This window comes from Pseudomonas sp. GW823-FHT02E01, assembly GCF_058797535.1.
Genome location: NZ_JBXAJS010000015.1, coordinates 73,549 through 86,852, shown reverse-complemented (window position 1 = coordinate 86,852; position 13,304 = coordinate 73,549). Strand labels below are relative to the sequence as shown.

12 protein-coding genes and 3 tRNA genes are annotated in these 13,304 nt (G+C 57.7%); 1 reads left to right on the top strand and 14 read right to left on the bottom strand.

Translation table 11 applies throughout. The features are described from left to right. Nucleotides 1-295: 295 nt before the first annotated feature. Nucleotides 296-1,132 (bottom strand): regulatory signaling modulator protein AmpE, encoded by an 837-nt coding sequence (gene ampE / locus AC1RDQ_RS26975; protein ID WP_492588603.1) that lies wholly within the window; start codon nt 1,130-1,132, stop codon nt 296-298. Then, nucleotides 1,129-1,689, bottom strand: coding sequence for a 1,6-anhydro-N-acetylmuramyl-L-alanine amidase AmpD (ampD, locus tag AC1RDQ_RS26970; RefSeq protein WP_218495116.1), 561 nt, complete (start codon nt 1,687-1,689; stop codon nt 1,129-1,131). Before ampD ends, ampE begins: the two co-directional genes overlap by 4 nt. 243 nt (nt 1,690-1,932) lie before the next feature. On the opposite strand from ampD, the gene nadC reads away from it, so the two are divergent. After that, nucleotides 1,933-2,781 (top strand): carboxylating nicotinate-nucleotide diphosphorylase, encoded by an 849-nt coding sequence (nadC, locus tag AC1RDQ_RS26965; protein WP_057716471.1) that lies wholly within the window; start codon nt 1,933-1,935, stop codon nt 2,779-2,781. 131 nt (nt 2,782-2,912) lie between these two features. Here nadC and AC1RDQ_RS26960 read toward each other — a convergent pair whose 3' ends face one another. The 12 genes from AC1RDQ_RS26960 to secG form a co-directional block, all read right to left on the bottom strand. Next, entirely contained in the window at nt 2,913-3,218 is a 306-nt protein-coding gene (locus AC1RDQ_RS26960) for a DUF6388 family protein (RefSeq protein WP_057716472.1), read from the bottom strand. 331 nt (nt 3,219-3,549) lie between these two features. Then, nucleotides 3,550-3,625: transfer RNA gene (locus AC1RDQ_RS26955), tRNA-Thr, on the bottom strand. Nucleotides 3,626-3,764: 139 nt separating this feature from the next. Further along, nucleotides 3,765-5,870, bottom strand: coding sequence for a polyribonucleotide nucleotidyltransferase (pnp, locus tag AC1RDQ_RS26950; protein WP_007915263.1), 2,106 nt, complete (start codon nt 5,868-5,870; stop codon nt 3,765-3,767). 206 nt (nt 5,871-6,076) lie between these two features. Then, complete coding sequence (gene rpsO, locus AC1RDQ_RS26945; RefSeq protein ID WP_015093441.1) at nt 6,077-6,346, bottom strand: 30S ribosomal protein S15; 270 nt, start codon at nt 6,344-6,346, stop codon at nt 6,077-6,079. Nucleotides 6,347-6,463: 117 nt separating this feature from the next. Further along, entirely contained in the window at nt 6,464-7,381 is a 918-nt protein-coding gene (gene truB, locus AC1RDQ_RS26940) for a tRNA pseudouridine(55) synthase TruB (protein ID WP_057716473.1), read from the bottom strand. A gap of 3 nt (nt 7,382-7,384) precedes the next feature. Continuing rightward, on the bottom strand, nt 7,385-7,786 hold the full coding sequence (gene rbfA, locus AC1RDQ_RS26935; protein WP_007973108.1) for a 30S ribosome-binding factor RbfA: 402 nt from the start codon (nt 7,784-7,786) through the stop codon (nt 7,385-7,387). Nucleotides 7,787-7,945: 159 nt separating this feature from the next. Then, nucleotides 7,946-10,471, bottom strand: a complete 2,526-nt coding sequence (gene infB, locus AC1RDQ_RS26930; protein ID WP_057716474.1) for a translation initiation factor IF-2 — start codon at nt 10,469-10,471, stop codon at nt 7,946-7,948. A 27-nt stretch (nt 10,472-10,498) separates the two neighbouring features. Then, nucleotides 10,499-11,980 (bottom strand): transcription termination factor NusA, encoded by a 1,482-nt coding sequence (gene nusA / locus AC1RDQ_RS26925; RefSeq protein ID WP_007988680.1) that lies wholly within the window; start codon nt 11,978-11,980, stop codon nt 10,499-10,501. Between the two features lie 59 nt (nt 11,981-12,039). Beyond that, on the bottom strand, nt 12,040-12,498 hold the full coding sequence (gene rimP / locus AC1RDQ_RS26920) for a ribosome maturation factor RimP (protein ID WP_007915250.1): 459 nt from the start codon (nt 12,496-12,498) through the stop codon (nt 12,040-12,042). Between the two features lie 138 nt (nt 12,499-12,636). Continuing rightward, nucleotides 12,637-12,713: transfer RNA gene (locus AC1RDQ_RS26915), tRNA-Met, on the bottom strand. A 97-nt stretch (nt 12,714-12,810) separates the two neighbouring features. Next, nucleotides 12,811-12,896, bottom strand: a tRNA-Leu gene (locus tag AC1RDQ_RS26910). Between the two features lie 22 nt (nt 12,897-12,918). Beyond that, the gene (gene secG / locus AC1RDQ_RS26905) at nt 12,919-13,302 is read right to left on the bottom strand and encodes a preprotein translocase subunit SecG (protein ID WP_017336473.1); all 384 of its coding nucleotides are present in this window, start codon (nt 13,300-13,302) and stop codon (nt 12,919-12,921) included. Nucleotides 13,303-13,304 lie beyond the last annotated feature (2 nt).

Below are 13,304 nucleotides of genomic sequence, written 5' to 3'. Positions count from 1 at the left end.
CAGGAACAGTACGCTGATCAGGCTGAACTTCATACCGAAGCTCAGACGGTTCATCAGTGCGACAGCGGGATAGAGCAAGCTCTTCACTGGATGTCTCCCTTCAGTTTCTTATTTTTTTTATTGGCAGGCGCAGACAGAAAGCAGATAGCCACTATTCGACGCTATCTCTGTATAACTTAAATCGGCAGGAGGTTTTGTAACTTAAGGTTAACGACAGAAGTCCGCGAGCGATACGAAGCGAACTCAATGTGGCGAGGGGGCAAGCCCCCTCGCCACAATGGCTCAGACAGCCGGGTTAATGCAGGACCGTCCACAACGCAAAGCCGGCATACCAGAGCACCGCCGCACGCAGCAGCAGCGCCCAGATGCGGTCCAGATTGTTGATACCTTCCGCGCCGGTCACCGGCGCCGGAATTTCACCGGCCACCAGCCCGACTTTCACGATCAATTGCGCGGCGCTGATGTTCCAGTTCAGCAGCTCATGCAGCATCACCCGACTGACCGCGACAAAATTGCCGACCAACGCCAGGCTCGCGGCCAGCAGACGCACCGGCAACCAGTCGAAGGCGTGACGCAGTTGCCCGGCGCGCTCGACCACTGCAGGGTTTTTCCCGTGCTCTTCGGCCAGCGCCAGCAACCGATAACTCAGCGCCGCAACCGGACCCAAAAGGAAGTACCAGAAAATCACCGCGAAAAAGCTCTGGTAGGCTTCCCACAGCAAATGCCCTTCGACCTGCTCCAGCAGCTGCTCGCCATTGTCTGCGCAGATATCCAGATCACGCTGGGCGACATGGGCCGCCGCTTGCAGGTCCTCCCGACGCCAGGCATCGCGGAACGGCCCGAGATCGCCCAGTAGATCACCGCGCCCCAGGCTGTAGATGACTACCAGCATATGGATCGGCAACGCCAGCAAGCCATAGGCCACCGGCTCGATGACGACCAGCAGCAACCCCAGCAACGCCACCGGCAACAAGACCAGTATCAACAGCACCAGCCATGGTCGGTTTGAAAATCGCGGGCTGGCCTCAAGCTTGTTCAGCTCGTGTGTCCAGCCATTGTCACGCTGAACCCGATGGCGCAGGGCCGAGAACTTCTCGATCCACACCGCCAACAGCAACACCAGAAAACTCATCGTCCTTCCTCTTGTGCCAGGGCGGCACGATAGCGTGCCCAGTCGAACGCCGGCCCTGGATCGGTTTTGCGCCCCGGTGCAATGTCGCTGTGCCCGCAGATACGCTCTGTGGTGATTGCCGTGAACGCCTGTTGCAACTGGCGCGTCAGGGCTGTCAACGCGCGGTATTGCGCGTCGGTGAACGGCAGATCATCCGTGCCTTCGAGCTCGATGCCCACGGAAAAATCGTTACAGGTTTCCCGCCCCTCGAAGCTCGAGACGCCCGCATGCCACGCACGCTCAAGGCACGAAACAAACTGGGTAACGGTACCGTCACGTTCGATCAGAAAGTGCGCCGACACCCGCAAGTCCACAATCCCTTCAAAATAGGGATGTTCGGTGACATCCAGACGATTCTGGAAAAACTCCTGCACCTTGCCGGTGGCGAACTGCGCCGGCGGCAGGCTGATGTTGTGGATCACCAGCAGGGAAATTTCGCCTGTGGGGCGCGCATTGAAGTTGGGAGAGGGGCAGACATGCACACCCTGAATCCAACCGCTCGCGGGGTCCAACTGCATACCGATTCCTTCAACGTCGACTGTATTGGCACAGTATGCCGCGATAATCCCCCAGGACGCGATCACTTGCCGCGTTTGAGGTTGTCGATCTAAAACAGGCGTATGTTCGGAATCGACAACCAACGCCGGCAACGTCAGGGATTCGACCAAATACAGGTGCCAGCGCAAACGTAACGCTCTGATGCCTTGGGTTGGTCGGTGGCATGGCCCTATAATCGAGCCACTTTGTTTGTGGAGTCTGTTATGCCGAATCTACGTCTCGCCGATCTGACCGCCGAAATCGAAGCCAACGTGCGCCGTGCGCTGCATGAAGACATCGGCAGTGGCGATATCACCGCGCAGTTGATCCCGGCCGAACGCCTGGCCAAAGCCACCATCATTACCCGCGACGCGGCCGTCATCAGCGGCACCGCCTGGGTCGATAACGTGTTTCGGCAACTGGACCCGCGGGTGGCGGTGCACTGGCAGGTTGCCGACGGTGAACGGGTGACGCCCAATCAGGTGCTGTTCCACCTCGAAGGCCCTGCGCGCTCACTGCTGACCGGCGAACGCAGCGCCCTGAACTTCCTGCAACTGCTCTCCGGCGTGGCGACCCGCGCGCAATACCTGGCGGACTTCGTGGCCGAGACTCAGGTCAAGCTGCTCGACACCCGCAAAACACTGCCGGGGCTGCGCCTGGCGCAAAAGTACGCCGTGACCTGCGGCGGTTGCCATAACCACCGCATCGGCCTGTATGACGCCTTCCTGATCAAGGAAAACCACATCGCCGCCAGCGGCGGCATCGCGCAGGCCATTGCCGCCGCGCACAAGATCGCCCCGGGCAAACCGGTCGAGATTGAAGTGGAAAGCCTGGATGAACTCAAGGAAGCGCTGGCGGCCGGTGCCGACATCATCATGCTCGACGAACTGAGCCTGGACGACATGCGTGAAGCCGTGCGCCTGAATGCCGGCAAGGCCAAGCTGGAGGCCAGCGGCGGGATCAACGAAAGTACGTTGCTGCCAATTGCACAGACTGGGGTGGATTACATTTCGATCGGTGCGATGACCAAGGATGTGAAGGCGGTCGATCTGTCGATGCGCCTGAGTCTCTGATCACACGTATGTGAGTTGCCAAAACTGTAGGAGCGAGCTTGCTCGCGATGTACCTGAAAGCGCCATGTTTAACCAGTAAACACGCGTTATCGTTAACGACCATCGCGAGCAAGCTCGCTCCTGCATGAGTGTCAGACCACCAGATTGTTCATCTCGCAGTACTCTTCCCACTCGACGCCCAACACCTCGGCTGCTTCCTTGTGCAGTTTCAGGCGTTCGGTCTCGTATTCTTCCGGGGTTGATGTGTACTTGAGCGTCAGTTCCCACGGTTGCAAGCCCTGGGCTTCGGCTTCATCCTCGAACGCCCACTGGATCTGGTCTTTCTGATCGTCGGCGGGCAAGTCCTTGATCTCGTCCATCAACTCGGGGGCATCCAGCACATACTTCTTCAGCGCTTCTTCGTGTCGGGCTTCCTGGGTCATCTCTTTAACAGTCATGGCGTTCTCGCTGATCTGGGAATGGAAGATGGATCTGGATCTTCAAGGATCTCTCTGACACAAAAAACCGGATCAAGCCCGGTTTATCTGGCCTTCAGAACCATTCTGGATCATCTGAAAACTGCTGGGCGTTGCTCAGGCAGACTCCGAATATAGGACGTTTGGCTGAGGATTTACACGTCTCTTTACATCTCCCCACAAAAAGTTGTGCACACAATGTTTTGATGGCGGCGGGAACATAAATTCAAACAGCGATCAGGACCGCGAACTCGAGAACCTCAAGCGCACCGTCGAGAACCTGAGCGGAAAGGTGAAACAAGCGAGGGGGAAATGGTGCCCGAGACAGGAATCGAACCTGCGACCTTCGCGTTACGAGTGCGCTGCTCTACCGGCTGAGCTACACGGGCGGTGGGCTAAACCTAGCACCGAGTTTCGGCAACGGCAACGTCGTCAATCAACTCTGTGATCTACAGACAAAAAAATGCCCCACCGTTTTCACGGCGGGGCATTTTTTATAACGTTGAAGCGGTCAGGCGTGAGGCGTGATTAAACGCCCGAAGCCTTGGCTGCCGCCACGTCTTTGATGGACAGCTTGATACGGCCGCGGTTGTCCACGTCCAGTACCAGCACTTCCACTTCCTGGCCTTCTTTCAGGATGTCGGTCACTTTCTCAACGCGAGCATCGCTCAGCATGGAGATGTGAACCAGACCGTCCTTGCCCGGCAGGATGTTGACGAATGCGCCGAAGTCGACGATGCGCTCAACCTTGCCGACGTAGATCTTGCCGATCTCGGCTTCAGCGGTGATGCCCAGAACGCGCTGACGTGCTGCTTCAGCCGCTTCCTTGGTTTCGCCGAAGATCTTGATCGAACCGTCGTCTTCGATGTCGATCGAAGCCTTGGTTTCTTCACAGATCGCACGAATGGTCGCGCCGCCTTTACCGATGACATCACGGATTTTGTCGGTGTCGATCTTCATCGCGATCATGGTCGGAGCGTTGGCCGACAGTTCGGTACGCGACTGGCCAATGATCTGGTTCATCTGGCCGAGGATGTTCAGGCGCGCTTCCAGGGCTTGGCCCAGAGCGATTTCCATGATCTCTTCGGTGATGCCCTTGATCTTGATGTCCATCTGCAGCGCGGTGACGCCTTTGGCGGTACCGGCTACCTTGAAGTCCATGTCGCCCAGGTGATCTTCGTCACCCAGGATGTCGGTCAGGACGGCGAATTTCTCGCCTTCCTTAACCAGACCCATGGCGATACCGGCAACCGGCGCCTTCATCGGCACACCAGCGTCCATCAGGGCCAGGGAAGCGCCGCAAACGGAAGCCATCGAGCTCGAACCGTTGGATTCGGTGATTTCCGACACAACACGGATGGTGTACGGGAACACGTCAGCGGCAGGCAGCATGGCCGAAACCGAACGACGGGCCAGACGGCCGTGACCGATTTCGCGACGACCAGCGCCACCCATGCGACCACACTCGCCTACCGAGAACGGAGGGAAGTTGTAGTGCAGCATGAACGGGTCTTTCTTCTCGCCTTCCAGGGTGTCCAGCAGTTGTGCGTCACGGGCGGTGCCCAGAGTTGCAACGACCAGAGCCTGGGTTTCGCCACGGGTGAACAGAGCCGAACCGTGGGTTTTAGGCAGTACGCCGACTTCGATGTTCAACGGACGTACGGTCTTGGTGTCGCGACCGTCGATACGTGGCTTGCCGTTGACGATGTTTTCGCGAACGGTGCGGTATTCGATTTCGCCGAAAGCCGCTTTGACTTCGCTGGAAGAAGGCTGGCCTTCTTCACCGGACAGCTTGGCAACGACCTGATCCTTCAACTCGCCCAGGCGAGCGTAACGGTCGGCCTTGACGGTGATGGTGTAGGCCTGGGAGATCGCTTCGCCGAACTCGGCACGGATAGCGCCCAGCAGTTCGGTGGCTTCTGGCGCAGGAGCCCAGGTCCAGGTTGGCTTGGCAGCTTCAGCGGCCAGTTCTTTGACGGCGTTGATCACAACCTGGAACTCGTCGTGAGCAAACAGTACCGCGCCCAGCATCTGGTCTTCGGTCAGCTCTTTGGCTTCCGATTCAACCATCAGCACAGCGTCCGAAGTACCGGCAACGACCATGTCCAGGCTCGAAGCAGCCTGTTGCTCATAAGTCGGGTTCAGCAGGTAACCGGTGCTTTCGTGGAACGCAACGCGGGCAGCGCCGATCGGGCCATCGAAAGGAATGCCGGAGATCGCCAGCGCAGCCGAGGTACCGATCATCGCAGCGATGTCCGGATCGGTCTTCTTGCTGGTGGAAACGACGGTGCAGACAACCTGCACTTCGTTCATGAAGCCTTCCGGGAACAGCGGACGGATCGGACGGTCGATCAGTCGGGAAGTCAGGGTTTCTTTCTCGGAAGGACGGCCTTCACGCTTGAAGAAACCGCCAGGGATCTTACCGGCAGCGTAAGTCTTTTCCTGGTAGTGAACAGACAGAGGGAAGAAGCCCTTGCCTGGATCGGCTTGTTTTGCACCGACTACGGTCACCAATACGCTGACGTCGTCGTCAACGGTGACCAATACTGCGCCGGAGGCCTGACGGGCGATACGGCCAGTCTCGAGGGTAACGGTCGACTGACCGAACTGGAATTTTTTGATTACCGGGTTCACGGTGTCCTACCTTCTTTGTGGCTCTTGGGGGAACTGGTTTCTTGCGAAATTCTTGGGCAACGCCGGGAATCGGCCCGACTGGTTTGTCCAGGTGTTACTCAGGCAAAGCAGGTATCCAGATAAAACTTGAGGCTGGGAGCCTGCCATGCGCCGGCGGGAAACCCGCTGGTGCACGACAGACAACCAACCTCTAGCGCAATCGCTTATTAGCGACGCAGACCCAGGCGACCGATCAGAGTCTGATAACGACCCAGATCCTTGCCTTTCAGGTAGTCCAGCAGCTTACGACGCTGGTTAACCATGCGGATCAGACCACGACGGGAGTGGTGGTCTTTACCGTTGGCCTTGAAGTGACCTTGCAGTTTGTTGATGTTGGCGGTCAGCAGTGCAACTTGCACTTCTGGCGAACCGGTGTCACCAACAGCTTGCTGGTAGTCAGCTACGATTTGAGCTTTTTCTTGAACGTCGAGAGCCATGAGGCAATCCTTTTATCAGGAAACTGTTTCAGAAAAACAGTTTCAACAGGCCAGGGACAAATCCCTGTATCTAAAAATGAGTAGTGACCGTGCCTGTTGACAGCCACCCTCGTCCGGTCATTCTGACCGAATCAGTCGACGCGGCGCGATGCGCCCGTCTTCGCTCACTTCACCGATACCGATGAAGCGACCATTGTGATCCTGTACCCGCACCATGCCGAACTTCGGAGCATCCGGGGCACGTACCGGCTGGCCGTTGAGCCAGTAGAACGCACTCGCTTCCGAGAACTGCAACAGTGGCCAATCCAGCAGGCCGCTGTCCGATGGCATCAGGAAACGATCGACCGCTTCGTTGCCGCCTTCGGCATGTACCGCTTCCAGCTCTTCGAGGGTAACCGTCTGCGCCAGGGTGAATGGCCCGGCCTGGGTACGTCGCAGTTCTGCAACGTAAGCGCCACAACCGAGTTGCTCACCGATATCCTCCACCAGGGTACGGATATAGGTGCCTTTGCTGCAATCCACCGCCAGCCGCGCAGTATCTCCTTCGAAGGCCAGCAATTCCAAGCGCGTAATAGTAACAGAACGCGGTTCGCGCTCCACTACTTCACCTGCACGAGCCAGCTTGTACAGCGGCTGGCCGTCACGCTTGAGCGCCGAGTACATCGGCGGTATCTGACTGATTTGCCCACGAAATTTCGGCAGTACAGCCTCGATATCGGTGCGACCAACGGTCACCGGGCGCTCCTGCAAAACTTCACCTTCGGCATCCGCCGTGGTGGTGGTCTTGCCCAGTTGCGCCAGGGTTTCATAACCCTTGTCGGAATCGAGCAGGTATTGCGAGAACTTGGTCGCCTCGCCGAAGCACAGCGGCAACACGCCGGTGGCCAAGGGATCGAGACTGCCGGTATGACCTGCCTTTTCGGCGTTCAGCAACCAGCGAACCTTCTGCAAGGCCGCGTTGGAGGTAAACCCCAGCGGCTTGTCGAGAAGGATAATGCCGCTGACGTTACGACGGATACGTTTGACCTGAGCCACCGATTACTCCTTGGTGTCTTCGGCTTCTGCCGCAACCGGATGCTGATTGTCTTCAGCCACTGCGCGCTCGATCAATGCCGACAGATGCGCACCACGCACGACGCTTTCGTCGTAGTGGAAGTGCAGCTGTGGAACGCTGCGCAGTTTCATCTCGCGAGCCAACTGCATGCGCAGGAAACCGGCGGCGGAGTTGAGCACCTTGATGCTTTGTGCAATTTCTTCGGCGCTGTCCTGCCCCATCACGGTGATGAAGATCTTGGCGTGACCGACGTCACGGCTGACTTCCACTGCGGTAATGGTGACCAGGCCGACGCGCGGGTCTTTGACTTCACGACGGATCAGTTGTGCCAGCTCACGCTGCATCTGATCGCCGATGCGTTGGGTACGGCTATATTCTTTTGCCATGTCTTGTTACCTGTTACTGCCCCACGGTGAAACCCGTGAGGTCTGAAAGCGGCAAACGCCCGGCCTGACAAAAGCCAGACCGGGCGTTGCGTTTAGAGTCCTAGTGACGAATTGCGCATTTGCATGCGACGCCCCGTCACGGCTCCTGAAGTGCGCGAGTTAGAGGCTGCGAGCAACCTGCACCTTCTCGAAGACTTCGATCTTGTCACCGACTTTAACGTCGTTGTAGCTCTTCACGCCGATACCGCATTCCATGCCGGCACGTACTTCGGAAGCGTCATCCTTGAAGCGGCGCAGGGATTCCAGCTCGCCTTCGAAGATAACGATGTCTTCACGCAGTACACGGATTGGACGGTTACGGTGAACAACACCTTCGATAACCATGCAACCGGCGATCGCGCCAAACTTCGGCGAACGGAACACGTCACGCACTTCGGCGATACCCAGGATGTTCTCGCGAACATCGCTGCCGAGCATACCGGTCAGGGCTTTCTTGACGTCTTCGATGATGTCGTAGATCACGTTGTAGTAACGCATATCCAGACCTTCCTGCTCGACGATCTTGCGCGCGCCGGCATCGGCACGTACGTTGAAGCCGAACAGTACAGCGTTGGAGGCCAGTGCCAGGTTGGCGTCGGATTCGGTGATACCACCGACACCGCCACCCACTACACGCACTTGCACTTCGTCGTTACCCAGGCCGTTCAAGGCACCGTTCAACGCTTCCAACGAACCACGGACGTCGGATTTGAGGACGATGTTGAGCGTCTTCTTCTCTTCCTGGCCCATGTTTTCGAAGATGTTTTCCAGCTTGCCGGCGTGAGCGCGAGCCAGTTTGACTTCGCGGAACTTGCCTTGACGGAACAAAGCCACTTCACGGGCTTTCTTCTCGTCGGCAACCACGCTCATCTCGTCGCCAGCGTCCGGGGTACCGTCCAGGCCGAGAATCTCGACAGGGATGGCCGGACCGGCTTCCTTGATTGGCTTGCCGTTCTCGTCGAGCATGGCACGTACACGGCCATAGTTCGAACCGACCAGGACCATGTCGCCTTGGCGCAGGGTACCGTCTTGAACCAGAACGGTAGCCACCGGGCCACGGCCCTTGTCCAGACGCGATTCAACCACGACGCCACGACCAGGAGCCGACGGAGTTGCAGTCAGTTCCAGGACTTCGGCTTGCAGCAATACGGCTTCGAGCAGTTCGTCGACGCCAGTACCCATCTTCGCCGAGACCGGTACGAACGGAGTGTCACCACCCCACTCTTCCGACGTCACGCCGTGAACCGACAGTTCGCTACGGATGCGATCGAGGTCAGCACCTGGCTTGTCGATCTTGTTCACTGCAACAACCAGTGGCACACCAGCCGCTACCGCGTGCTGGACAGCTTCAATGGTCTGCGGCATCACGCCGTCGTCCGCTGCAACCACCAGGATCACGATGTCGGTCGCCTTGGCACCACGGGCACGCATTGCGGTAAACGCGGCGTGACCAGGGGTGTCGAGGAACGTCACCATGCCACGGTCGGTTTCAACGTGGTATGCGCCGATGTGCTGGGTGATACCACCGGCTTCGCCAGCAGCAACCTTGGCACGACGGATGTAGTCGAGCAGGGAAGTCTTACCGTGGTCAACGTGGCCCATTACGGTCACGACTGGTGCGCGGGAAACTGCCTCGCCTTCAAACTTCAGGGACTCGGCCAGGGAATCTTCCAGGGCGGTGTCGCTGACCAGGGTCACTTTGTGGCCCAGTTCCTCGGCAACCAACTGGGCAGTTTCCTGATCCAGTACCTGGTTGATGGTCGCTGGAGTACCCAGTTTGAACATGAACTTGATGATTTCAGCAGCCTTCACCGACATCTGCTGGGCGAGATCGCCAACAGTGATGGTTTCGCCGATCTTCACTTCGCGCACGACAGGGCCGGTCGGGCTCTGGAAACCGTGGGCGTTGCGTTTCTTCAGCTTGGCCTTGCCGCGACCACCACGACGGAAGCCATCGCTTTCTTCGTCGGTAGTACGTGGGGCAACACGTGGAGCCGGAGCCTTTTCCTTGACCGAAGCACGATGCGGAGCGTTTTTGCGCTCGCCATCGCCGCTACCGCGACGATTGTTATCGTCGGCACGTGGCTTGTCCGGACGGCGCTGTTCGTCGCGCTTGCGGGTATCGGCCGCAGGAGCTGGAGCAGCCGCCACAACCGGTGCGCTTTCGCGAACTGGCTCGGCCACCGCAGCAGGCGCTGCAACAGGTTCGGCTTGAGCGGTCGGCGCAGCAGCAGGCTGGCGACGCGCTTCTTCTTCGGCGCGACGCTTGGCTTCTTCTTCAGCCTTCTGACGAGCAGCATTTTCTACTGCGCGACGTTCATCCAGTTCACGCTTGCGCTCGGCTTCGATTTCTTCCGGGCTGCGCTGTACGAAGACTTTCTTCTTGCGTACTTCAACGCTGATGCTCTTGCTGCCAGCAACACGCAGGGTGCTGGTGGTTTTACGCTGCAGCGTAATCTTGCGTGGTTCTTCCACTTTCGCCTTGTGGCTGCTTTTCAAGTGAGTCAGCAACGATTGCTTCTCACTGTCAGTCACACTTTCTTCGGCGGCGGTGTGCGGCAGACCTGCCTCACGCATCTGCTGCAACAGGCGCTCTACCGGTGTTTTGACCTCATCGGCCAGTTGTTTCACCGTGACTTGCGTCATGCACTTCTCTCCTCAGGCCGCGCCTAATTACTCGAACCAGTGGGCTCGGGCGGCCATGATCAACTTGCCGGCACGATCATCGTCAATGCCGTCGATGTCGAGCAGGTCGTCAATAGACTGCTCGGCCAGGTCTTCGCGGGTAATTACGCCGCGCACCGCCAGTTCCATCGCCAAATCCTTGTCCATACCCTCAAGCGAGAGCAGGTCTTCGGCCGGATGGGCGTCTGCCAGCTTTTCCTCAGTAGCGATGGCTTTGGTCAACAAGCGATCCTTGGCACGAGCGCGAAGCTCGTTGACGATTTCCTCGTCAAAGCCGTCGATGTTGAGCATTTCTTCCAACGGTACGTAGGCAATCTCTTCCAGGCTGGTGAAGCCTTCATCAACCAGCACCTGAGCCAGTTCTTCGTCGACTTCCAGCTCGTCGATGAAGTTGCGCAGGATGTCGCCGGTTTCTGCTTGCTGTTTAGCCTGGATGTCCGATTCGGTCATCACGTTCAGGGTCCAGCCAGTCAACTGGCTGGCCAGACGCACGTTCTGACCACCGCGACCGATGGCCTGAGCCAGATTGTCTGCGCCAACGGCGATGTCCATTGCGTGGGCATCTTCGTCAACGATAATTGCCGCAACCTCGGCCGGGGACATGGCGTTGATCACGAACTGAGCCGGGTTGTCGTCCCACAGGACGATGTCAACACGCTCACCGCCCAACTCACCCGACACTGCCTGGACGCGCGAACCGCGCATTCCGATGCAAGCGCCCTGCGGGTCGATGCGTTTGTCCTTGGAGCGAACGGCGATCTTGGCGCGCGAACCCGGATCACGGGACGCAGCCATCACTTCGATCAGGCCTTCGGCAATTTCCGGCACTTCGATGCGGAACAACTCGATCAGCATTTCCGGCGCGGTACGCGACAGGATCAACTGCGGGCCGCGGTTCTCGGTGCGGATTTCCTTGAGCAGCGCACGCAGACGCACGCCAACCCGGAAAGTTTCGCGAGAAATGATGTCTTCACGGGCCAGCAACGCTTCAGCGTTGTTGCCCAGATCAACGATCACGTTGTCGCGGGTAACTTTTTTCACGGTGCCGGAGATGATTTCACCCAGGCGCTCGCGGTAAGCGTCAACAACCTGAGCGCGCTCGGCTTCGCGAACTTTCTGCACAATGACTTGCTTGGCAGTCTGTGCAGCAATGCGGCCGAACTCGATGGACTCGATCTTCTCTTCTACGACGTCACCGACCTTGGCGCCAGGATGCGTTTCAGCAACCTTGCTCGGCCAGGTTTCGATGGCCGGATCGTCCAGGTCTGCTTCTTCGACGACCGTCCAGCGACGGAATGTCTCGTATGCACCCGTGTGGCGGTTGATTTCCACACGCAGATCAACTTCGTCTTCAAAACGCTTTTTGGTAGCAGTGGCCAAGGCCAGCTCCAGCGCTTCAAAAATCACGTTTGCCGGTACGCCCTTTTCATTGGATACCGACTCAACAACCAGCAGTACTTCTTTGCTCATCGTACGCCTCGCCTTTCGCAAGCCATTGGATCCGCGGGATCCGCAGTATCTGGCACGCCTCAGTCAAAACTGGGAATAATGTTGGCCTTGTCGATCATATCGATCGGCAACAGGAACTCATGGTCATCTACCTGCACCACGACATCCTGCTCTTCTACGCCGCGCAGAAGGCCCTGAAAGTTGCGTCGTCCTTCAAAAGGCGAGCGCAGCTTGATCTTCACTTGTTCACCGGCAAATTTTGCAAACTGCTCAAGAGTGAACAGAGGGCGTTCCATGCCAGGCGAGGAAACTTCAAGGGTGTACTCAACGGAGATTGGATCTTCAACATCCAGCACACCGCTGATCTGACGGCTGACGATGGCGCAATCGTCCACCAGCACGCCGCCTTCTTTATCGATATAAACGCGCAACATCGAGTGACGACCCTGAGCCGAAAACTCGATACCCCAGCATTCATAGCCTAGGGCCACGACCACCGGGGCCAGCAAGGCCTGCAACTCTTCTAGCTTGCTCGACACCTGAACCCCCTAGTGCATGTATGTGCATGCTATGCAAAATAAAAAAATGGGCGAAACGCCCATCCTTGAAACGCCGTCGAACAGCGGCGTTGAAAGTGTCCAGCTAACAAAAAGCCCCTTAAAAGGGGCTCCTTAAACTGGTTGCGGGGGCCGGATTTGAACCGACGACCTTCGGGTTATGAGCCCGACGAGCTACCAGACTGCTCCACCCCGCGACAAAGCTGGGGCGGAAGTATACGACCGATCCCCTACAGGGTCAATGTAACCTTCCACCTGCAAGAAAGCCCGCAACAGCGGGCTCTCCTGACTAATTGGTACCGAGAAGGGGACTCGAACCCCTACACCCTATGGGCACAACCACCTCAAGGTTGCGTGTCTACCAATTCCACCACCTCGGCAATACTACGTTTGAAACCCTTCTTACTTCTGCTCTTGAGCTGGAGGCACGTCAGTCGCTGGAGTAGCCGACTTTTGCTCTTGAAGCACCGGGACATCATCAGAAGCCGGTTGTTGCTTTGGAACTTCCAGTACCGCTGGATTTGGGAGACCTACTTGAGTCAGCTGGTGAGCCTTCTCTTTAGCAAAGTAACCTAACCCCAAGCTGGTTATGAAAAAACCTGCGGCAAGTATAGCAGTAAACTTACTAAGAAAGGTAGAGGAACCTTGGCTTCCGAACACAGTATTTGAAGCACCTGCTCCGAAAGACGCGCCAGCATCCGCACCTTTACCCTGCTGCAGCAAAACCAGAGCTACTACGCCCAATGCACCCAGCAGATGAAAAACGACTACGACTGTTTCCAGCATTT